This is a genomic window from Acetomicrobium hydrogeniformans ATCC BAA-1850 (assembly GCF_000160455.2).
GTDB lineage: Bacteria > Synergistota > Synergistia > Synergistales > Acetomicrobiaceae > Acetomicrobium > Acetomicrobium thermoterrenum.
The window spans coordinates 1189194-1209261 of record NZ_ACJX03000001.1 but is presented as its reverse complement, the minus strand read 5'-3'; the positions used below and the strand labels follow the sequence as shown (position 1 = coordinate 1209261).

21 protein-coding genes, 9 tRNA genes, 2 riboswitches and 1 other annotated feature are annotated in these 20068 nt (G+C 49.0%); of the genes, 4 read left to right on the top strand and 26 right to left on the bottom strand.

Translation table 11 applies throughout. From position 1 onward, the window contains the following. Nucleotides 1-58: 58 nt before the first annotated feature. The 14 genes from HMPREF1705_RS05880 to HMPREF1705_RS05815 form a co-directional block, all read right to left on the bottom strand. Nucleotides 59-466 carry a thioesterase family protein gene (locus HMPREF1705_RS05880; protein ID WP_009201727.1) on the bottom strand — a complete coding sequence of 136 codons (408 nt, stop codon included), beginning with the start codon at nucleotides 464-466 and terminating at the stop codon, nucleotides 59-61. Nucleotides 467-622: 156 nt separating this feature from the next. Further along, nucleotides 623-1402 carry a sulfide-dependent adenosine diphosphate thiazole synthase gene (locus tag HMPREF1705_RS05875; protein ID WP_009201728.1) on the bottom strand — a complete coding sequence of 260 codons (780 nt, stop codon included), beginning with the start codon at nucleotides 1400-1402 and terminating at the stop codon, nucleotides 623-625. Between the two features lie 91 nt (nucleotides 1403-1493). Then, nucleotides 1494-1591, bottom strand: a riboswitch (TPP riboswitch). A 125-nt stretch (nucleotides 1592-1716) separates the two neighbouring features. Further along, nucleotides 1717-2247, bottom strand: coding sequence for a ribonuclease HI (gene rnhA / locus HMPREF1705_RS05870; RefSeq protein WP_009201729.1), 531 nt, complete (start codon nucleotides 2245-2247; stop codon nucleotides 1717-1719). Between the two features lie 159 nt (nucleotides 2248-2406). Next, nucleotides 2407-2482: transfer RNA gene (locus tag HMPREF1705_RS05865), tRNA-Asn, on the bottom strand. 14 nt (nucleotides 2483-2496) lie between these two features. Beyond that, nucleotides 2497-2571 (bottom strand) — tRNA-Cys (locus HMPREF1705_RS05860). Between the two features lie 8 nt (nucleotides 2572-2579). Then, nucleotides 2580-2654, bottom strand: a tRNA-Gly gene (locus tag HMPREF1705_RS05855). Nucleotides 2655-2695: 41 nt separating this feature from the next. After that, nucleotides 2696-2771: transfer RNA gene (locus HMPREF1705_RS05850), tRNA-Phe, on the bottom strand. A gap of 21 nt (nucleotides 2772-2792) precedes the next feature. Next, nucleotides 2793-2869, bottom strand: a tRNA-Asp gene (locus HMPREF1705_RS05845). Nucleotides 2870-2885: 16 nt separating this feature from the next. Continuing rightward, nucleotides 2886-2960 (bottom strand) — tRNA-Val (locus HMPREF1705_RS05840). 235 nt (nucleotides 2961-3195) lie between these two features. Then, nucleotides 3196-4299: a homoserine O-acetyltransferase MetX gene (gene metX / locus HMPREF1705_RS05835; RefSeq protein ID WP_009201730.1), complete on the bottom strand. Its 1104-nt coding sequence runs from the start codon at nucleotides 4297-4299 to the stop codon at nucleotides 3196-3198. A 24-nt stretch (nucleotides 4300-4323) separates the two neighbouring features. Beyond that, a complete protein-coding gene (locus HMPREF1705_RS05830) occupies nucleotides 4324-5607 on the bottom strand; it encodes an O-acetylhomoserine aminocarboxypropyltransferase/cysteine synthase family protein (protein WP_009201731.1) in 1284 nt (427 codons plus the stop codon). Between the two features lie 75 nt (nucleotides 5608-5682). Beyond that, nucleotides 5683-5790: riboswitch (SAM riboswitch) on the bottom strand. 60 nt (nucleotides 5791-5850) lie between these two features. Continuing rightward, the gene (locus HMPREF1705_RS05825; RefSeq protein ID WP_009201733.1) at nucleotides 5851-6693 is read right to left on the bottom strand and encodes an amidohydrolase family protein; all 843 of its coding nucleotides are present in this window, start codon (nucleotides 6691-6693) and stop codon (nucleotides 5851-5853) included. Continuing rightward, the gene (gene metF / locus HMPREF1705_RS05820) at nucleotides 6690-7604 is read right to left on the bottom strand and encodes a methylenetetrahydrofolate reductase [NAD(P)H] (RefSeq protein ID WP_009201734.1); all 915 of its coding nucleotides are present in this window, start codon (nucleotides 7602-7604) and stop codon (nucleotides 6690-6692) included. Before metF ends, HMPREF1705_RS05825 begins: the two co-directional genes overlap by 4 nt. A 15-nt stretch (nucleotides 7605-7619) precedes the next feature. Next, nucleotides 7620-10028, bottom strand: coding sequence for a homocysteine S-methyltransferase family protein (locus tag HMPREF1705_RS05815; protein ID WP_040348234.1), 2409 nt, complete (start codon nucleotides 10026-10028; stop codon nucleotides 7620-7622). 93 nt (nucleotides 10029-10121) lie between these two features. Here HMPREF1705_RS05815 and HMPREF1705_RS05810 point away from each other — a divergent pair, with 93 nt between their 5' ends. Further along, nucleotides 10122-11000 carry a hypothetical protein gene (locus HMPREF1705_RS05810; protein ID WP_040348238.1) on the top strand — a complete coding sequence of 293 codons (879 nt, stop codon included), beginning with the start codon at nucleotides 10122-10124 and terminating at the stop codon, nucleotides 10998-11000. Nucleotides 11001-11023: 23 nt separating this feature from the next. Then, nucleotides 11024-11620, top strand: coding sequence for a dCTP deaminase (gene dcd, locus HMPREF1705_RS05805; RefSeq protein WP_009201737.1), 597 nt, complete (start codon nucleotides 11024-11026; stop codon nucleotides 11618-11620). On the opposite strand, the gene nfi is transcribed toward dcd, so the two are convergent. The 7 genes from nfi to secE form a co-directional block, all read right to left on the bottom strand. Then, nucleotides 11617-12294, bottom strand: coding sequence for a deoxyribonuclease V (gene nfi / locus HMPREF1705_RS05800; protein WP_370739604.1), 678 nt, complete (start codon nucleotides 12292-12294; stop codon nucleotides 11617-11619). The genes dcd and nfi overlap by 4 nt on opposite strands. 55 nt (nucleotides 12295-12349) lie before the next feature. Beyond that, nucleotides 12350-12733, bottom strand: a complete 384-nt coding sequence (gene rplL, locus HMPREF1705_RS05795; protein WP_009201739.1) for a 50S ribosomal protein L7/L12 — start codon at nucleotides 12731-12733, stop codon at nucleotides 12350-12352. A gap of 48 nt (nucleotides 12734-12781) precedes the next feature. After that, nucleotides 12782-13315 carry a 50S ribosomal protein L10 gene (rplJ, locus tag HMPREF1705_RS05790; protein WP_040348613.1) on the bottom strand — a complete coding sequence of 178 codons (534 nt, stop codon included), beginning with the start codon at nucleotides 13313-13315 and terminating at the stop codon, nucleotides 12782-12784. A 12-nt stretch (nucleotides 13316-13327) separates the two neighbouring features. After that, nucleotides 13328-13473: a sequence feature (ribosomal protein L10 leader region), on the bottom strand. Nucleotides 13474-13552: 79 nt separating this feature from the next. After that, nucleotides 13553-14263: a 50S ribosomal protein L1 gene (gene rplA / locus HMPREF1705_RS05785; protein WP_009201741.1), complete on the bottom strand. Its 711-nt coding sequence runs from the start codon at nucleotides 14261-14263 to the stop codon at nucleotides 13553-13555. A gap of 52 nt (nucleotides 14264-14315) precedes the next feature. Continuing rightward, a complete protein-coding gene (gene rplK, locus HMPREF1705_RS05780; protein WP_009201742.1) occupies nucleotides 14316-14741 on the bottom strand; it encodes a 50S ribosomal protein L11 in 426 nt (141 codons plus the stop codon). Nucleotides 14742-14773: 32 nt separating this feature from the next. Further along, a complete protein-coding gene (nusG, locus tag HMPREF1705_RS05775) occupies nucleotides 14774-15316 on the bottom strand; it encodes a transcription termination/antitermination protein NusG (protein ID WP_009201743.1) in 543 nt (180 codons plus the stop codon). A 131-nt stretch (nucleotides 15317-15447) separates the two neighbouring features. Then, nucleotides 15448-15630, bottom strand: a complete 183-nt coding sequence (secE, locus tag HMPREF1705_RS05770) for a preprotein translocase subunit SecE (RefSeq protein WP_009201744.1) — start codon at nucleotides 15628-15630, stop codon at nucleotides 15448-15450. Between the two features lie 333 nt (nucleotides 15631-15963). Between secE and HMPREF1705_RS05765 the strand changes: the two genes are divergently transcribed. After that, complete coding sequence (locus HMPREF1705_RS05765) at nucleotides 15964-17244, top strand: alkaline phosphatase family protein (protein ID WP_009201745.1); 1281 nt, start codon at nucleotides 15964-15966, stop codon at nucleotides 17242-17244. A 6-nt stretch (nucleotides 17245-17250) separates the two neighbouring features. Further along, the gene (locus tag HMPREF1705_RS05760; protein ID WP_009201746.1) at nucleotides 17251-18036 is read left to right on the top strand and encodes a hypothetical protein; all 786 of its coding nucleotides are present in this window, start codon (nucleotides 17251-17253) and stop codon (nucleotides 18034-18036) included. A gap of 144 nt (nucleotides 18037-18180) precedes the next feature. Here HMPREF1705_RS05760 and HMPREF1705_RS05755 read toward each other — a convergent pair. From HMPREF1705_RS05755 to HMPREF1705_RS05735, 5 genes are all read right to left on the bottom strand, one after another. Then, nucleotides 18181-18257: transfer RNA gene (locus tag HMPREF1705_RS05755), tRNA-Trp, on the bottom strand. A gap of 21 nt (nucleotides 18258-18278) precedes the next feature. Beyond that, entirely contained in the window at nucleotides 18279-18428 is a 150-nt protein-coding gene (gene rpmG, locus HMPREF1705_RS05750; RefSeq protein WP_009201747.1) for a 50S ribosomal protein L33, read from the bottom strand. Between the two features lie 30 nt (nucleotides 18429-18458). After that, on the bottom strand, nucleotides 18459-19664 hold the full coding sequence (gene tuf, locus HMPREF1705_RS05745) for an elongation factor Tu (RefSeq protein ID WP_009201748.1): 1206 nt from the start codon (nucleotides 19662-19664) through the stop codon (nucleotides 18459-18461). Nucleotides 19665-19838: 174 nt separating this feature from the next. Then, nucleotides 19839-19914: transfer RNA gene (locus tag HMPREF1705_RS05740), tRNA-Thr, on the bottom strand. Between the two features lie 4 nt (nucleotides 19915-19918). Then, nucleotides 19919-20004 (bottom strand) — tRNA-Tyr (locus tag HMPREF1705_RS05735). Nucleotides 20005-20068 lie beyond the last annotated feature (64 nt).

Genomic DNA, 20068 nt, shown 5'->3' with positions numbered 1-20068 from the left:
ACCCCCCTCTCAGACATCGACGGATTTTATGACCAGGAGATCAACAAAGCATCCAGGTTTAGGTGCTCATCCTTTCTTTGGCTTTTTCGAGCAATTTCGTGTAGTTTACTACCGCTCTGACATGCTTGCCGTAACTGACAATCCCATTTTTATCGCTAATTTCAAAATCGAAGGTCAATCTGTTGCCGTCTATCTCCTTCAAGACAACTTTGTAAGAGACTTCGGCTCCCATCATAGTAGGTTCTTCATGAGTTATCTCGGTGTGATAGCCTACGGATATGAACCCCTGAGGCAGTGCCTGGTCAACCATTTCCGTAGCCATTCTTACGACCATATTTATACATGCAGAAGTCGATAAGAACTGTTCAAGGTAAAGCGACGAATTGCCGACGGTATCATCGACGGAAACAGTCTTCTTAATAGCCCTTTCCGAACCAAGGGAAACCAATTGAGAAATATCCAACATCTACAACACCTCCTGAACCGTTTATTTAGTCTCAATTTACCACAATATCACCTGTCTTCCAATTGATCAGACCGACAGGAAAAAAGTCGCGAGCAAACCCTACGGGCCAATCAAATTCGCTCGCGACCAAAAAAAATTGAGGCGTAAGAAAACTTGCTAAATTTTACTTAAAATCTCCCTCGCGGCCTTCGCGCCCGAAAGCAGCATCCCCCCAAAGATAGGCCCCATCCTGGGACCTCCGAAGGTGGCGTTGGCTGCCATTCCGGCCACGTAAAGACCCGGGAATACCTCGCGGGTGTTTACTATTGTCAACTTTTCTGCCCTGTCGGGCGACATAAACTTCTCGCCTTCAATGTTGCCAGTCGCCGTAAAAAGCCTGCCCGGCATCTTGCGCGCCACTACTCTTACCACTTCGGTGTCGTGTCCCGTAGCGTCTATCACATATTTGCAATGAATCGACAGTGGATCAACGTGAAGACCTGCCATCTCCACAGCCGTCCAATTTACAACGAGCCCATTTATCCTCTCCTCATCGTCCACCACTACGTCCTCCACGCTAAGGGCATTAAATATCGTCGCTCCTGCCTTCACGGCCTTACTCGTCAATGTGCTCACGGCCTCAACGGAATCGGCAGTGTAATATCCCTCGACCTCATAGGGGCGTACATTGACGCCCACCCCTTCCAAGATTTCTTTGGCTTCATGCTGTATCACTATCTCATTAAAAAGCATTCCACCTCCCCACATTCCGCCGCCAACGCTTAGCTTGCGTTCGTAAAGAGCCACCTTCTTGCCGGCCTTGGCCAATTCAAGAGCTGCCACCAGCCCAGAAGGACCTCCGCCAACTATGGCAACATCGAGCTCTAAACAATTCATTAGTTTCTTGAAGTACCCTTCGACTATGGCTTTTGTTATAACCAGCTCATCGAGCTTCACCTTTAAGCACCTCCTATAGATTTAATCTTCCATAATAAAAAGCCGCCCCTGGGCGGCTTTTTAGGTTTACATCTAGATTTTCGGTTGATTTAAATTTTTCGGCTCGCCCTTCCTCCGCCAGCATTACCTGGGTCAGGTCTAGGGGTATGCTCTCAGCCCCGCCATCGCGAAGCACCCCCGGCGATATATTTTTCCTGTATAAAATATACTACTACCTTCTCTCTAGTTAGTCAAACAAATCACATATTTTGAAAGGACTTTAATCAAATGACATACTCCAAAACAAGCCATAAATCCGCTCTTCTTAAAATGGGTTATTGGTCGGCATTTTCGTAGCCCTGATCAATGGGGAGGTTTTTGCCTCTGGCAGCAGTCGTGGAAAGTTGGTCGCAACGTTCGTTCTCCACATTTCCGTCATGTCCTCTGACCCAGAGGAATTCCACTTCATGTTTTTCGCATAACCGGAGCAGCTGTTCCCACAGATCGACATTCAAAGCCCTTTCCTTTTTATTTCGCATCCATCCATTGGCCTTCCACCTCTTTACCCACCCCTTATTCATAGCGTCGGCGAGATACCTCGAATCAGTATAAAGCTTGACCTTACACCTGCACTTTAGGGCGCTCAATCCCGCTATAGCTGCATATATCTCCATTCTGTTGTTCGTCGTAAGCCTGAATCCTCCCGATATTTCCTTTCTATGGCCGTTGTAAAGCAAGACTACACCATATCCTCCAGGGCCGGGATTGCCTAAACAGGCACCGTCGGTGTAAATGGTCACCTCTTTCAATTCCTCTCTCTTTTCCTTTTCCTCGAAAGTCATCATCTCCCGCCTTTCGCATTTCATAATCAGAAGGGCCTTCCACTAAAAAAGCGAAACAAAGTCTACGATTCCATTTAGTTTCCTTCAGTCAGATCCATAGGGCAAATATGCAAATATCCCCCGCGAGTTCAATTGGCGGGGGATATTCTATAAAATATACGCCCTCTTCGGACTTAATCTCTATGGCTCCGGCGGCAGGACTCGAACCTGCAACCTAGTGGTTAACAGCCACCCGCTCTGCCGGTTGAGCTACGCCGGAGTATGCTTTTTATCTGGAGGCGGCACCCGGATTCGAACCGGGGTATAAGGGATTTGCAGTCCCCTGCCTTACCACTTGGCTATGCCGCCGAGATCTCTGGAGCGGAAGACGGGATTTGAACCCGCGGCCCCCACCTTGGCAAGGTGGTGCTCTACCCCTGAGCTACTTCCGCATTCTCCTACCTTACCTCTTGCCTTCTATTCTTTCTTTCAATGGTGGCGAGACCCAGAATCGAACTGGGGACACGCGGATTTTCAGTCCGCTGCTCTACCTACTGAGCTATCTCGCCTCTCGCCACCTGGTCAAAATATGGCGGGGCTGACGGGACTTGAACCCGCGGCCTCTGACGTGACAGGCCAGCGCTCTAACCGGCTGAGCTACAGCCCCGCATATTGCTGCCTCATGGTGGGCGGAATAGGGTTCGAACCTATGACCCCCTGCGTGTAAGGCAGGTGCTCTTCCGCTGAGCTATCCGCCCTCAGCGCGTATTAGTATAACCGTGACCCGGCAATTCTGTCAATCTCATTGGGACGGCATTTTTCAAAAATACCAATTGAAAATAATCTCGTAACGTGAACTACCCCTTCCTTACAAAAAAGGCTTCCTACTTCATAGTGGCCCTAGCAGACCAGCTCCGCAGGCGTAACTTTCCGTGGTAGGGAAGCATTAGGCTGCTTCCAGAGCCAACGCCTTCTTCAGAATGAGCATTGTTTTTAGTACAGCATAGTCCTCTTCCAGAAACCCCGCAAAATGTCGTCCAGTTGATCCAAGTCTATAAGAAAGGCGTCATGCCCGTTATCGCTTTCTATTTCGTCGTAAAAGGCTTCGACGCCAGCTTCCCTGGCTTCGGAGACTATCCCTTCAACCTGCCAATTGGGAAAGAGAAGATCGCTCGATATGCCCACGGCCAAAAGCTGGCCGCCAATCATTGAGAGCGCTTTCTTAACCCCTCCCCTGCCCTCTCCTATATCGTGCAAATCCATAGCCCTGGTCAAGTATAGATAGCAATTAGCATCAAACCTTTGCACCAACTTTTCGCCATGATGGTGAATATAGGTCTCGATCTTGAATTTGCCATCCCAATCCCAGGGAGCGCCGAAGGCCAGCTCCCTCATGTATCTTTTGACAAAAGTTTCCTCGCTCCTGTAGGTGATCATGGCCAACATCCTCGCAATGGCGAGTCCTCGTTCCGGAGGAGCCGAATCGTAATAATCTCCTCCTCGCCATTGGGGATCTGCCATTATCGCCTGGCGCTGAACCTCGTTGAATGCAATCGCCTGAGGATACGTAAAGGCGGGAGCTGCTATCACTACTGAACGTTTTACGACCTCGGGAAACATCACAGCCCACTCCAAAGCTTGCATCCCGCCCAAAGAACCTCCGATTACACATTCGAGTTTCTCGATGCCAATGATCTTTAAGGCTTCATGCTGCGCTTTCACCATATCCCTGACGGAAAATACAGGAAAACGCATACCATAAGGACGCCCATCGTCATCGCAAGGGCTCAAGGGCGAAGTACTCCCGTAGGGGCTCCCCAAGACGTTGAAGCAAAGAACGCAGAACCTCTCCGTATCGATGGCCTTGCCGGGACCAACCAAAGGATCCCACCACGCCTCAGGCAATCCGGGGACGTCAGGGCCGGCGACATGATGACTCCCGGTAAGGGCATGGCATACCAGTACCACTTGTCTGGCATCTAAAGACCCGTACACGGCATAGGCCTGCCTGACCTTTTTTAATACCCTGCCGGACTCCAGATGAAGCTCTGGTATCTCGACCATTCCAATGGTTTCTTCCAGGAACTTACTTACCACGGACAGTTTACCCGCCTTCTTTTTTTAAATTGAACTTAAGGCACGATCTAGGTCGTCGATAATGTCCTCTACATCCTCAAGTCCTATGCTCAATCGCACCAATCCGTCCTCTATTCCCGCCTTTTTCAGCTCCTCACTGCTTAGTTGGCTGTGGGTGGTTGAGGCAGGATGAATGGCCATGCTCCTGGCATCCCCTATGTTCGCTATGATCGAAAAGAGGTTCAAGCTGTTTAGAAACTTCCTCCCCGCCTCAATTCCTCCCTTCAAGCAGAAAGCTATCATGCCGCCATATCCCTCTCGGAAGTATTTCTTCGCCCTCTCGTGATGGGGGTGGCTCTCCAAGCCGGGATAGGATACCCAAGCCACTTCCTCGCGTTCTTCCAGGAACCTGGCAACGGCAAGGGCGTTTTCGCTGTGCTTTTTCATCCTGAGAGACAAGGTGCCGATGCTCATCCAAAGAAGATAGGCATCGAAGGGGGACATGCACCCTCCAATATCCCTCAGAGCGCAGGCACGCAGCTTGGTCGCCAGCGCTTTTGTACCGAAGGCCTCGGAAAACACCACCCCGTGATATGCCTCCTCCGGCTCGGTAAATTCCGGCCATTTCTTCATACTTCCCCAATCAACGTTACCACCGTCTACAACTACTCCCCCTATGATGTTGCCAAAACCGCTGAGATATTTAGTAGCCGAATGGACCACTACATTTGCGCCCCATTCCACCGGCCGACAGAGGGCAGGAGACATGAAAGTATTGTCCACTATCAGCAAGGCTTCGTTATCTCTCGCTATGACAGCAAGCTCCTCAAGGGGAGCTACGTTCAGGCTTGGATTTCCCACTGTCTCGGTTATTATGCAACGAGTTTTCGGAGATACAGCTCTTGCCACTTCCTCCGGATCGTCCGTATCAACGACACTTACTTCCACGCCGAATTTAGAAAAGATATTCGAAAGCAAAGTCAAAGTCCCGCCATATACCTTGCGTCCCAATATCACGTGGTCGTCCTTTTTGCAGATTAAAGAAAGCAATTGATTGAAGGCCGCCTGCCCCGACGAAGTGGCAACGGCAGCCGAACCGCTTTCAAGGTCTGCAATTACCTCTTCAAAAGCTGCCACCGTAGGGTTTCCGATTCGAGAATATATGAAACCTTCCTTTTTTAGCTCGAACAGAGACGCGGCCTCCTCGGCGGAACCGAACTTGTAACCCGCCGTCAAATATATGGGAAGTCCAAAGGATCCCGTGCTCGGATCATGATCCCACCCCGAGTGAAGCGCCCTGGTCGAAAATCCTTTTAAATCTTTTTCCAACTGATTGGCCTCCTTTGGTGAAGTTTAATTAAAAAGCCTTCTCCCTTAAGAGGGAAGAAGGCTTTTCGCTCGTCCCTCTCATCATTCAACCTTTCGGTTGCAGGTTTTGGCACCACGCTCCCCAAAGGGTAAGCAGGTTGCCGGGCTTCGCAGGGCCAGTCCCTCCGCCGCTCTGGATAAGAGTTTCAAAATATTTTATCAGTATTTACGCGTTGCCTAATGATACCATTTTTCCGTCAATTTTCAATCGGAGGCTGCAAATTTTTCAAAGTTGCAGCCAAAGATGGACTTTAAAAAGTCGTCACTCATATTAAGTTGGGCTAAAAGCCTCTTATATCGCTCTAACGAAAGAATGGGATAATCGCTCCCGTAAAGGAACTTTCCGGCCAATCCCGCCGCTTCGATGGCTTTAAAAATAGTCGGGCCATAAAGAAAGGGAGCAGCTGCCGTATCGTAATATGCGTTTTTTAGGGCGAGCTTCATCTCGGGCATCATCTCGTAAATCCAAAGCCCGCCGCCGAAGTGTGCAAAGATCACTTTTACTTCAGGGTGATTGAGACAAAAGGCCGCCGCTTCCTTAGGACCCACATTACCCTTTCCGGGGTAATCATGGCCGACGGGTTCCGCGGTATGAATCATCACAAACATGTTCATCTCGTAGCACGCAGCAGCAAGCCTCCACGTTTCCCTGGGATCGGTGATGTCGAAATCCTGCCCTTGAGGAAAGATCTCGCCTACCCCTATCAGCCCTTCCTCCCTGCATCTTTCTATCTCCTTTACGGCGCCTTTCACTAGGGGGGGCACCACCGCCATTCCCTTAAAACGGTCGGGGTGCTCTTTCACTGCTCGGATTACGTAATCGTTGCAGAGCTTACATAAAGCCAGATCGCTGAAGGAAAAACCGAATATAAGGCTTTGGGCGATGCCATCGGCATCCATTTGAGCGATCACGTCATCCGCAGTTGCCCATCTGTGCACCTTGCCTCTGGCGAGCATTCCGAAATAGGGCTCACTTTCAGCGATCCTCTCCCAATCGCGTATGACCTCCGGAGGATATACGTGGACATGACAATCAACGATCCTCACAAAAGAGCCTCCTCATTGTTTTTGTCATTTACGAACCCCTCTCGCAGGGTTTCTATGTTAGAGGTTATTTTTCTTGCAACATGTGCCTTATTCATCGTATATAAATGTATCCCTCTCACTCCAGAGGCTATCAGATCCACTATCTGGTCCGTCGCGTAAGCAATGCCTGCTTCTTCCAGTGAACGAGGATCGTCGGCGTACCTGTGAAGAATCCTGACGAACTTCTTCGGCAGCGAGGCGCCGCAAAGGGTTACTATCCTTTCGATTTGATTTTTGTTCACCACCGGCATAATTCCTGCCGATATGGGCACTTCTATGCCCGCAATGCTCGTCCGCTCAACAAAACGATAAAAGAGCTCGTTGTCGAAAAACAGTTGAGTTACCAAAAAATCCACGCCGGCATCAACTTTTTGCTTCAAATAGTGCAGGTCCTTAATCGGATCATCGCACTCTATGTGCCCTTCCGGATAGGCGGCCCCGCCAATCGCTATCTTCTCTCCGTACCTCTCTCGTAAAAATTTAACCAAATCGATAGCATGACTAAAGTCTCCTCCAACAAAGGGGCTTACGGCTTCCTGCGGAGGATCCCCTCTTAAGGCTAAAATGTTATGAACACCACTCTCTAGAAGAAGATCAACCACCCCCACCACCTCATCCCGCGTAGAGCCGATGCATGTCAAATGGGCGAGAGATTCGATGTCGTAGACGTTTTTAACATCTATGGCTATCTGCGGTGACCTATCCCGCGTTGACCCGCCTGCGCCGTAAGTTACGCTTATAAAGTCGGGTGAGGGACCTTTGAGGTCATCCAAAGTACTGTAAATCCTATCCAGAGGCGTGGTAGGCTTTGGAGGAAAAATCTCGAAAGAAAATACGAACTTCTTCCTCTCAAAAATATCTTTGATTTTCAATTTATGTATACCCCCTTATCGACCAAGCAGTTTTTCGACAAGACGAACGGCGCTCAAGGCATCGGGAGCATAACCGTCTGCGCCTATATGGTCGGCATAGTTTTGCGAAACCGCCGCTCCGCCTATTATAACCTTGACCGACAGATTTTCTTCTTTGATTTTCCTTGTTACCCTCTCCATTTCACTCATCGTCGTGGTCATGAGGGCCGACAACCCTACTATTTGGGCTTCTCCCCTCCTTGCCTCTTCGAGTATCTTCTCCAGCGCCACGTCTTTGCCAAGATCTATAACTCTGTATCCGTGGCTTTTCAAAACCATGGATACTATATTTTTTCCTATGTCATGAATATCGCCCGCCACCGTGGCCATTAGGATGCATCCCCGGTCTTTCAGGGTTCCTCCTCTGCTTAATACTGCTTGCTCCACGAGATCACACACGCCTTGTGCCGCCTCGGCAGAAGAAATGAGTTGGGGCAAGAAGTAGTCGCCACATTCGTACAATCTGCCCACCTCCTCCAAAGCAGGGAGGACAACGTCATTTATCAGAGCCAAAGGCTCTCCTCCCTCGCTCAAAAACCTCCTGGCGACGGCCAAAACGCCCCCCCTGTCACCCTGTACGATCATGCCCTTCATCTGTTCTATCGGGCTCGAGGCGCCTTCCTTCTTCTCAGGGGAAGAGGTGTCTTTTTCCTCTGACTTTAAAGACCTCGCCCAAGTTATATAGCCTGATGCCCCTTTATCCCGTCCGACCAAAAGATTGCAAGCCATCATCAGGGAAGCGAAGCTTTCGTCCAACGGGTTTGCTATCACCGAATCCAATCCAGCGCCTGCTGCCATGGTGAGAAAAGCATTGTTCAAAAGAGGCCTGTTGGGCAAACCGTGCGATACGTTGCTGACACCCATTATGGTAAAAAGGTCAAGCTTTTTAAACGCCCTGAGTGCCTCTAGCGTGACAACTCCGGCTCTCCCATCTGCGGCCACTGACATGGTAAGGGGATCTACGAACAGTCTCGATTTCGAAAAACTCATCTCGTCGGCAAGAGCGCAAACCTTTTCTACGGCCTTTATTCTCCCTTCCACCGTCTCCGATATACCATCCTCGTCTATGGCAAGCACGACCAGGCAAGCGCCGTACCTCTTTGCAAGTTCTATGCCCTTAATTAACTTTTCCCTTTCGGCAGTCACGGAATTAATCAAGGGAATTCCTGCAACGTGAATCAACCCCTCCTCAAGGACGTCAGCTTCGTCGGCATCAATGGAGATGGGGAGGGTGCAGGCGCTTTCTACGGCCTCGACCGCCTCTCGGATCGCCCTTTTTCTGTCGATGCCGGGCAGACTGATATTGACGTCTATCACCTGGGATCCTGAACTGCTTTGTCTTCTCGCCTCCTCCGAGAGGGCATCCCACTTGTACTGAGCCACCTCATCCCTTATGGGCGACTTTCTCGATACGTTTATCCTTTCACCTACGACGACTATAGGCTCACCGGCTCCCGCAAAAACCAACCTGCTCCTGCTTGCCAAGGCCGCCTTTTCGACTTTCCGGGGACGTAGGGGTTTTTCTTGCGAAGCAACGCCTTTCAAATGAGCTATATGTTCAGGGGTTGTGCCGCAGCAACCGCCTACGACGGAAGCTCCCGCCCGAATTAATTCGCGCCCTTCCTCGGCAAATTCCCTTGGATCGAAGTCCTCCTTTCCGGGGGTACCTGCGTTCGGATAGGCAAAGATTGGGATTCCTGCATTAAGGTAGAGTTTCTTGACTATTTCTCTTGCGAGATCCGGCCCAAAGCCGCAGTTAACGCCCACAGCACAGGCTCCTATCATCCTCGCCCAGTGGGCAACCACCTCCGGCGGACTTCCCGTTATGGTACGCCCATTGCGTTCGAAGGTGAAGGAAACCACGAAAGGAATATGGGCTGCCACATCTTTAATGGCCAATACGGCAGCCTTCGCCTCTTTTATGTCCATCTGCGTTTCGATCAGAAAAAAGTCCACTCCGCCGTCTCTCAACCCGATAGCCTGCTCTTTGTATGCTTCGTAGGCCTCTTCGAAACTTAAGTTTCCAAGAGGCCTTATAAGTTCGCCCAAGGGACCCATGGAACCCGCCACATAGGCGTCCCATCCTTCTGCAGCTCGTCTGGCAATGCGTGCAGCCTCCTCATTTATCCGCCGTGCCTTTTCGCCCATCCCCCTATAGCTCAGCTTTATCGGGCTCGCACCAAAGGAGTTGGTCTCAACGACGGAAGCGCCGGATCTGAGGTACTCTTTGTGGATATCGAGCACTACATCGGGGGCGATCAGATTCATCTCCTCCGGCAACATTGGCGGCCGCCATCCCTTCTCGGAGAGCATAGTGCCCATTCCGCCATCCAGCACCAATACCCTATCGAGGGAGGTAATCAAGTCAACAAATTTCAGCGGCAAGTCAAAATCACACCTTTCCCTGCTATGATATATTGTCACAAATATATACACTATAATGAGATGTATTCTACTCAAAGGGAGGGAAAATTTCACGTGAAATATCCAAATTTCAAAAATGACACTCGATGGCACATCTTTTACACCATGAAAAAACTCAAGATCGCACTTGAAAAACCTTCGACGCAGCCAAGGGGCAGGGAAATACTTGAAATAATAGATCACAACTTAAGAGGGCTGAATACCGACGAAGCCACTACTTTCCCTATCGAAGGTCTATCGAAAGCCCTATCTGTTGTAGATAAGATCATTTTGGGCATAAATTTTGGAGCGCCGGAATGGCCTAATAAACTCCTGGACCTGTACGGTCCTCCCGTTAAATGTTACGTCACGCCTTTTATAGAGGAAGATTTCCCCTTAAGCGACATGCAGAAGTTCTTCCCCAACTGGGAACAACCCTGTGAATGGTACTTACTGCCCTTTGATTTAGAGGAACAGGATTCCCCCTTAAACCTTCAATTTTTGTCCAAACATCTGGATAGAGCGTGGGCCATGTATGAAAACAAGGCTTATAACCGTTTTGCTCTTATCTTCTCGCCTGCCCTTTCGCTTTTGACATACAGCTATGAGAGGTTCGCCTGGAAAGACCTAGAGGCCTTCGATTGGCCGGAGAAGATAAAAGAATGGTTTGCCCTTTTGTCCCATTATACTGCCGAGAATGCCGTCTCATCCCATGTATGGGATTGGCAATGGGATGAGATAGTCTATGCCACATCCTTGTTCCTCGACAATATCCCCCCCTGTCAAAACAAGGAAAAAGCACTGGACATAAAAAATATCCTCATCGCCGGTTCCATCGTGGCCTCCTACAAAGTTCATAGCGGAGCATCGCTTGAGGAATTAACTTCCCTGGAAAGGCTGATCGCCTTTGCATGCGACGGCAGTCTGTTCTTATCGCGATATCAAATGTCTTGAATTTCGAAGGAGGGCGACGATACATGGCGAACGTGCTTGGTTCAAATGAAATCAAAAACATGTTGGATAGGGGCGATTTAATCGTTACACCTTTGTTGGATTTAAATCGCCAGATCGGAAGGGCATCGCTCGATGTAAGGCTCGGGCAGGACTTCGTGCTCTTTAGAAAGGGTCAGATTCCGGTGATGGACGTAAAAAGAGCTTTCGACAACACAGCTTGGGTAGATTATTACGACCATATAAGGACTGATTATGGCCAGCCCTTTATATTGCATCCCGGCCAATTCGTTCTGAGCTCGACGTTGGAATTCCTTCGATTGCCTCGAAATGTCATGGCTTATGTCATAGGCAGGTCTTCCTGGGGAAGGGCAGGTCTCGTAATTGCTACGGCAACCTTCGTCGATCCTGGATTTCAAGGAGTTATAACTTTAGAGCTGGTCAACGAAGGAGAGGTGCCTCTTTCCCTGTATCCCGGAACGAGGATAGCTCAGCTTGTTTTTCACAGGCTCGACGGCGAAGTGCAAGCATACAAGGGCAAGTACGCCTTTGACACCAAGGCCACGGCCAGCAAGGCCTATGAGGACGAAGAAGTGCTGAGGCTCACTCGAAGGGAAAATTAATTGGAACGGACCTTGGCAGTTACCAACTGATGGGCCAGGCGGGTGGGCTCAGGCAAGCGATAACGACTGCAACACGCTAAAACCAAATTAGCAGATTGCAATAATGATACTTTATGGCCAGGACTCACATAGAGGGGTCGAACGTCACTTCTCGTTCGCAGGACATGTCCGATAACTTCGCCATTCTGTCGCAGCGGCACCCACGACCCCTTTGTCCGTGGCACAGGCAGGTGGCTTCCTATCAAACGACTTTTAGCAACTCCAATAGCAGGCAAGTCCAAAACTACGCCGAAATGAGCAGCTATGCCCAATCTTCTGGGGTGTGCGATTCCGGCTCCGTCTATCATCCACAGGTCTGCCTTCAGTGATAATTTGTCGAAAGCCTTTATTGCAATAGGCAGTTCCCTGAAGGAAAGCAAGCCTGGTATGTAGGGAAAGTTGATACTTTCTTCGACGTAAACAGCTTCCACTGTCTCGCCGGTGAGACGATCCCATATAAGGGCTACGGCACATCCCTCTTTTGCTCCCCTGCCCTTGTAGGCTACATCTATGCCACCTATCAGTCTAATCTTCTCAATATTGCAATAATCTTCTGTTATCACGAAGCCGCATATTTTCTTCTGTAATTCGATAGCCTCTTTTGGGTCTCGGGGGAATTCAAACAAATCCTTCACTCCTAAATAAAAGTGCGAGATGTCTTTGGGGTCATCTCGCACTTTAGCCTCTCAGTTACTTTACTTCTACTTCTGCGCCGGCCTCTTCCAGTTTTTTCTTGATCTCTTCGGCTTCCTCCTTGGAAACGCCTTCCTTTACTGGCTTTGGTGCGCCATCTACCAAATCCTTGGCCTCCTTGAGGCCCAGGCTGGTGATCTCGCGAACTACTTTTATGACGTTTATCTTGTTCGCTCCTATGGATTTGAGAATTACGTCGAACTCCGTCTTCTCTTCCTCTTCGGCAGCAGCGCCGGCTCCGCCGGCAGCAGGAGCAGCAGCCATCATTGCAACAGGAGCTGCAGCGGATACTCCAAATCGATCCTCAAGGGCTTTCACCAATTCTGAAAGTTCTAGAACAGTCATCTCCTCTACTGCCTTTATGATTTCTTCCTTCGTCATTTCTCGATTCCTCCCTTTTAAATTTTAACGATTGTGCCAAAAATGTCTTTAAGCTGCTTCTTTCTCCTTTGCCTTTGCGATCTGATCTAAACAGGTCACCAGACCTCGGATGTTTCCGGACAACACTGTGACAAGTCCTCTTATCGGAGCCTCCATAGTGCCCAAAACCTGAGCCAACAGCACATCCCTCGATGGCAAGGTGGCCAAAACGCTGACATCTTCCGGACCTAAGAGCCTTTGTTCAAGCAAAGCTCCCTTTATTTTCAAGGCTTCGCTCTTGGTCGTTTTAATGTAATCCGTTAAGGTCTTAGCTACTACTACCGGATCTCCATAGGCAATCGTGAAAACGTTAGGGCCGGAGAGCATCTCCTCGGGTACCGGCAATCCGACTTCCTTCAGGGCCAGGCTGAAGAGAGTGTTTTTCGCTATCCTCATCAAACCCTGGGCTTCCCTGATCTTCGCCCTGATTTGTCCTATCTGCTCCACCGTTAGCCCCTTGTACTCGCAGAAAAATACCGCCTGAGATCCCTGAAGCAATCCGGTTAACTCTTGTAACTCCTGAACGTTCGCCTTTGAAGGCATTCCTTCACCTCCTTTTTTAAAAAAATAAGGCTCCCGGGCGTTCACCAGGAGCCTTATCATCATGACATAGCGACGATCTCCTGGACCTCGGCAGGCCGGCTTCTTCTGGCCGATTAAGGTAATCCACCCGCTGTCTTAAGCCCAATAGCACAACATATTATACTTACATTACCTATTCATATCAAGCAGACTTTTAAAAATCTATCTTCAAGGGCGACCAAGCCACCCATAGCAAACCTATTCTTCTACCAACTCCTTTTGAGCTCTTGCAGGATCGACCTTGATCCCAACGCCCATAGTTGGAGCTACGGTAATACTTCGTACGTACTGTCCCTTAACGGCAGCGGGGCGAGCACGGAGCACTGCACGCAAAAGCGTTTTTGCATTATCGAATAACATGTCCGGTGTAAAGCTCATCTTGCCGATCCCCACATGAATGATTCCGTACCTATCGACACGGAACTCGATTCGTCCTGCCTTGATTTCCCTAACAGCTTCGCCCACATCGAAGGTAACGGTCCCTGTCTTGGCGCTTGGCATCAAACCACGAGGGCCCAGGATTCGTCCGAGACGACCTACTACGCGCATCATGTCGGGCGTAGCGATAACTGCATCGAAATCCAGCCATCCACCTTCGATCTTCTGAACCATGTCCTCCCCGCCGACAAAATCGGCACCGGCTTCTTCGGCTTCCTTGATCTTCTCTCCTGAAGCTATGACGAGCACTCTCTTCTCCTGACCAGTCCCATGGGGCAAGCTTACCGTACCCCTAACTTGCTGATCGGCATGACGGGGGTCTACGCCCAAACGTATGTGCACCTCGACAGTCTCATCAAACTTAGCCTTTGGGAATTCCGCCAAAAGCTCGAGCGCCTCTCTAAGGCCATAAAATTTTACCTTATCGACCTTCTCCAACATTGCTAAATAACGTTTCGATCGTTTTGCCATATCGCATTCCTCCCTGTGGTCAATAGCGGGTCTCCCCTGCCACTAATATCCCCTAACCTACCACTTCTATGCCCATAGATCGGGCCGTTCCCTCGATCATGTGCATAGCTGCCTCAATGTCGTTGGCATTTAAATCCTGCATCTTGGTCTTGGCTATTTCCCTTACCTGTTCCCTCGTGACCTTGCCGACCTTGTTCCTGTTCGGTTCGCCCGAACCCTTCTCGACCCCGGCAGCCTTCTTGAGCAGTATGCTGGCTGGCGGCGTTTTAAGTTCGAAGGTAAAGCTTCTGTCGGCATAAACGGTCAGCACGACAGGAATTATCATGCCTGCATCGTCTGCGGTCTTTGCGTTGAACTGTTTGCAAAATTCCATAATATTTACGCCGTGCTGGCCAAGGGCAGGACCCACTGGCGGTGCTGGAGTGGCCTTACCCGCCGGCAACTGCAGCTTTATCTGTGCTACCACCTTTTTTGCCATTTAAATTCCCTCCTATGCGACCTTCATTGCTTTTATATTTTGGTCAAATCATTGTAATCGGCCTCGACAATAGTCTCGCGACCGAAAAGCGTGACCGAAAATTTGACCTTTCCCTTCTCCGGAATGACCTCGACAACCGTACCAGCCTGCCCTTCAAAGGGCCCGCTCTTCACGCGAATCACGTCTCCCGGCTTGAGATCGATTTCCACCTTCGGCTTCATTTGTTCCCTGCCAATCTTGGCGAATACATCCTGTACCTCTCTATCGGATAAAGGTATAGGGTTATTTCCGGCTCCAACAAAACCCGTAACGCCCGGCGTATGTCTCACTACATACCAAGATTGGTCGTCAAGGATCATCTCCACGAGGATATAGCCGGGAAATACTTTTCTCTTTACTTTCTTCTGTTTCCCGTCCTTGACATATACTCTCTCTTCCATCGGCACGAGCACTCTAAATATTTTATCCTCCATGCCCATGGTAGCTATACGCTGTTCAAGATTGGCTTTGACCTTGTTTTCATATCCTGCATATGTTTGGATAACATACCACCGACGCTCGTTTTTGTCACTCATCACCGAAAAGGGGGCCGTTTGGGCCCCCTCACCCCCCTAATGCTCTATTTTTATGATACAAGGGCTCTTTAATGTCGATCCCTTAGAGATCCTTAAAAATTCTACGGCAGTTAATAACTCCTCGAAAAACACTACCCTACAACTTTTGAGAAAACTGCAGTAAATATCAAATCCAGAACGCCTAAATAGGCCGAGACCAACAGGGTAACACCTATAACCAGCAACGTAGATATCCAAACTTGCTTTCTGTTTGGCCACGTAACCCTCCTAAGCTCTGCCCGCGCTTCTCTCAAAAAATTCATAACCTTTCCCAAATTCTTTTCCTCCTGCTATATGAGGTAAGAAAACGAAAAGCTCTATAAATGCGGAACCGCAATCCTATCCCTAATATAGAACCTACCTGTAAACCAAATGAAATTCAATACAACAGACTCATGAAAACCCTATTGAACAGATACACAGGACAGCAACCAACATAAGACATATTGGCACTTGCCGAAGTATATTATCATGCACATATTTTATAAGTCAAGCGAATCGGCTTCGTGATCTTTGATGTGTAAATTTAACCTAAACTATATAATAACAGATAACAACAACAAAGAGGTTATTGAAACAAATATACCCTTTCGAAGGGAGGCATCATCTTGAAATGCCTATTTATCATATTGGATGGTTTGGGAGACAGAGGCATATCCGACTGGAACCAGAACACTCCCCTGCAAAAAGCCCATACACCGACACTTGATTATTTAGCAAGTGTCGGAGCTAACGGATCTTTGACTGCCCTCTGCAAAGGTGCGCCCCTGCCCAGCGAAATTGCTCACTTTTTAATATTTGGTTATGCCATTGAAGATTTCCCCGGAAGGGGAGTCATAGAAGCCTTGGGTTACGATTTCGAAGTCAGCTTCGACGAAGTTTTCGTTCTCGTGAAACTGTTGTCCGTAAAAGAAATTGACGACACTCTTTATCTTGCAGAGGAAAAGCCACCTGCAGACGAAGAAACGATAATGTCATTGATAGATGATATACGATATTTTAGACATAAAGGCATAGAGGTCGAATTTAAGCCAACGCACGGCATAGACGGCATCCTAAAACTGTCTGGCAATGTATCCTCCCAAATTTCTGACTCTAATCCTATTTTTAACGGTCGCCCCCTTTTGCAAATTGAATCCCTGGAGGGAGCCGAAAACCTCGACGCAGCAAATCAAACTGCAGAGGTGTTGAACAAATATATTCTGTGGGCTCATTTAAAATTAGCCTCAAATCCCCTAAACAGCAAAAGAAAAGACTTGGGCTTGCCGCCCATAAATGCTGCGGCAACCCAAAGAGCTGGAAAATTAAAAAAGATAAAAAGCTTTGAGGAAAAATGGAAACTTAGATCGGAAGCTTTCGTGTCTTCGGCTTTATATACAGGCATAGGCAAAATATTTGACATGAAAGTTCATAGATTTAACATAAAAGATCCTTATGAAGACCTGCTTGCAAAACTAAAACAGGCAGTCGAATCCGAAAAAGATTTTTGCTTCGTCCATACGAAGGCTCCGGACGTCGCAGCTCACACCCGCATCCCGGAAAATAAGGTAAAGGTCATCGAATCACTTGATAGTGCTCTTGGAAAGATCTTGCCGGAATTGGACTTCAACGAAACCCTGCTGGTGATAACTGCCGACCACTCCACTCCAAGCGTTGGTGACATGATACATTCCGGAGAAAGCGTGCCGCTATTGATGGTTGGCAAATACCTTCGAAGAGATAAAGTCGTCAATTTCGACGAGATATCATGCCTCTACGGCTCCCTTGGCGAAGTCAAGGGAAATGAAATGATGCCCATGATCCTAAATTTCATGGACAGGGCAGATCTTTACGGACTGCAATACGGACAATGTCCCTTACGCATTAGTCGTGACAAATCGTTAGGGTGATTAATTATGAAAAGAGAAAAGCTACTTGAGATTTTTGCCACAAAACCTGATATAATAACTGAATTTCCGGAATGGATGCTTTCCTTAGAAAAAGTAATGAATATTCATTCAAGGGGATCTGCCGTAATAGGAGAGATAGCCGGTAGGGACAGCATTGTGGCTATCCTAAAAGCCCACGAACTTCACCAATTTTCTTTTCTCCTGCCTTCCATCGTTTACACGGGAACTGAGTACGGAAACCCTGAAGTTCTGATAAAGAGGCTCGATTTTGTAAAGAAAGAGCTCGCCAAAAGGGACGCTCACACCTTTGAGCCGGTAATTCACGGTTCTCCGAAGTTATGGATGCAACTTTGCGCTAGCTCCTTTGAAATCTCAATAGAAAGATGGGGGTTTTACACCCCCTGCATAGCCTGCCACCTCTACCTTCACATCATGAGAGCTCTTCTAGCCATTAAACTCAAAATCTCAAGAATTGTCACCGGAGAAAGAAGTTCCCACGAAGGTGTGATTAAGCTCAACCAGCTTCCCTACGTCCTTGAATCATTCAAGGATTTTTTTGCAAGTTATGGAATTGAACTTATGCAGCCCCTTAAAAATATTGCTTCAAACGAGGAAATCGCAAAAATCGCAGGTCCTGAAGAAGGAAAAAATCTCGAACAACTTGGCTGCGTTATGTCAGGCAACTATAAAGACCTGAGTAAAATTCGCGAACTACCGATCGAGGAATACCTACATGCCGAATTACTGCCCAAGGCAAAGGAGATGATCGATAAAATCTTAACCTCGGGTTAGTCAAGCGAAATAATAGGTTCCCTTTTCGAAAGGCACAAGTTTTATTGCGCCATTCAAATCGCTGTCGCATAAATCCAGTCCGACGCTCCTAAATTTGCAATAAAAAACCCTGACTGAGAATATTCTCAGTCAGGGTGTATATTCTGGCAGGCCCGGCAGGATTCGAACCTGCAACCCCCGGATTTGGAGTCCGGTGCTCTGCCAATTCGAGCTACGGACCTGCTTGCAAGAGCTATTTTATACTACTTCGTCTCCTTGTGCAAGGTGTGTTTATTACACCACCGGCAAAATTTCTTCTTCTCGAGTTTCTTGGACTGTTTCTTCTTGTTAACAGTTGTCACGTAATTTCGGCGCTTGCACTCGGTGCACTCCAATCCAACTACATCGGCCATTCATATCCCCCCTTTCACTTTTAAGGGGACTTACTTGTCCAGTATGTCCGTTACTACGCCGGCACCTACTGTACGTCCGCCTTCCCTTATGGCAAACCTCAAGCCCTTCTCCAAGGCTACGGGAACTATGAGCTTCACTTCTATGTTGGCGTTGTCTCCGGGCATTACCATCTCTACGCCCTCGGGCAGGGTTATCTCACCGGTGACGTCGGTGGTCCTGAAGTAAAACTGAGGTTTGTAGCCGTTGAAGAAGGGGGTATGTCTTCCGCCTTCTTCCTTCTTCAGGACGTATATCTCGGCTTTGAAGTGTTTGTGGGGAGTTATGGTGCCGGGTTTTGCCACCACCTGGCCCCTTTCCACGTCGTCTTTGCCCACGCCCCGAAGGAGTATTCCTATGTTGTCTCCCGCTATGGCCTCGTCTAAGATCTTTCTGAACATCTCAAGGGAGGTGGCCACAGTCTTTGTCTTGTCCTCCTTCATGCCTACGATCTCCACTTCCTCGCCTGAGTTTATCTTTCCTCTTTCGACCCTGCCGGTGACGACGGTACCGCGTCCCGTTATGGAGAAGACGTCCTCAATGGGCATGAGGAAGGGTTGATCCACGGGGCGCTCTGGAAGGGGTATGTAGCTGTCGCAGGCGTCCATGAGCTCCCATATCCTGCCGCACCACTGACACTCCCTCTTGCCGCAGCCGCACTCCAGGGCCTTCAAGGCGGAGCCTCTTATCACGGGGACTTCGTCTCCCGGGAAGTCGTAGCTTGAAAGGAGGTCTCTCACTTCCATCTCGACAAGGTCGAGCAATTCCTCGTCGTCTACCATGTCCACCTTGTTCATGAAGACCACTATGGAGGGGACGTTGACCTGCCTTGCCAAAAGGACGTGTTCCCTCGTCTGCGGCATGGGCCCGTCGGCAGCGGATACGACTAATATGGCTCCGTCCATCTGGGCTGCTCCGGTGATCATGTTCTTTATGTAGTCGGCGTGTCCGGGGCAGTCTATGTGGGCGTAGTGTCTGTGGTCGGTCTGGTACTCCACGTGGGATATGCTTATCGTTATTCCCCGTTCCCTCTCCTCAGGGGCCTTGTCTATTTCGTCGAAGGGGGTGAAGTCAGCGAATCCCTGGGTGGAAAGGGTCCTGGTTATAGCGGCGGTCAAGGTTGTCTTGCCGTGGTCGATGTGCCCTATGGTTCCTATGTTTAAATGTGGTTTCATCCTCTCAAACTTTGCCTTTGCCATGCTTGTCAGCCTCCCTTAAACTAACCTGATCGTGCATTGCTAACCCTTAACGACTTCAAGAAGACGGCCGTTACCTTCTCTTGCTGCCCTTTTCTTGCACGTTTGCAAATAATTTCCCGGCAACATACTAAAAGAGATCCGAAACAACCCATGCGTCTCGGACCTCTAGCGTTCTGGAGCCGACTGCCGGAATCGAACCGGCGACCCCTTCCTTACCATGGAAGTGCTCTGCCTGCTGAGCTAAGTCGGCTTAATGGTGGGGGGAGCAGGATTTGAACCTGCGAAGGCGTCCGCCGGCAGATTTACAGTCTGCTGCCTTTGGCCACTTGGCTATCCCCCCAAAAGCCAACCAAATAAACCGGCTCGCGAAAATGATTATACAAGGACCTCGTGGTTTGTCAACT

Bases quoted from the DNA above. Each gene is read 5' to 3' on its own strand.
- nusG (WP_009201743.1), bottom strand. From the start codon at position 15,316: ATGAGTGACAAAAACGAGCGTCGGTGGTATGTTATCCAAACATATGCA.
- tuf (WP_009201748.1), bottom strand. From the start codon at position 19,664: ATGGCAAAGGCAAAGTTTGAGAGGATGAAACCACATTTAAACATAGGA.
- rplK (WP_009201742.1), bottom strand. From the start codon at position 14,741: ATGGCAAAAAAGGTGGTAGCACAGATAAAGCTGCAGTTGCCGGCGGGT.
- rplL (WP_009201739.1), bottom strand. From the start codon at position 12,733: ATGACGAAGGAAGAAATCATAAAGGCAGTAGAGGAGATGACTGTTCTA.
- dcd (WP_009201737.1), top strand. From the start codon at position 11,024: ATGGCGAACGTGCTTGGTTCAAATGAAATCAAAAACATGTTGGATAGG.
- rplA (WP_009201741.1), bottom strand. From the start codon at position 14,263: ATGGCAAAACGATCGAAACGTTATTTAGCAATGTTGGAGAAGGTCGAT.
- rnhA (WP_009201729.1), bottom strand. From the start codon at position 2,247: ATGAAATGCGAAAGGCGGGAGATGATGACTTTCGAGGAAAAGGAAAAG.
- rpmG (WP_009201747.1), bottom strand. From the start codon at position 18,428: ATGGCCGATGTAGTTGGATTGGAGTGCACCGAGTGCAAGCGCCGAAAT.
- HMPREF1705_RS05760 (WP_009201746.1), top strand. From the start codon at position 17,251: ATGAAAAGAGAAAAGCTACTTGAGATTTTTGCCACAAAACCTGATATA.
- HMPREF1705_RS05880 (WP_009201727.1), bottom strand. From the start codon at position 466: ATGTTGGATATTTCTCAATTGGTTTCCCTTGGTTCGGAAAGGGCTATT.
- rplJ (WP_040348613.1), bottom strand. From the start codon at position 13,315: ATGCCTTCAAAGGCGAACGTTCAGGAGTTACAAGAGTTAACCGGATTG.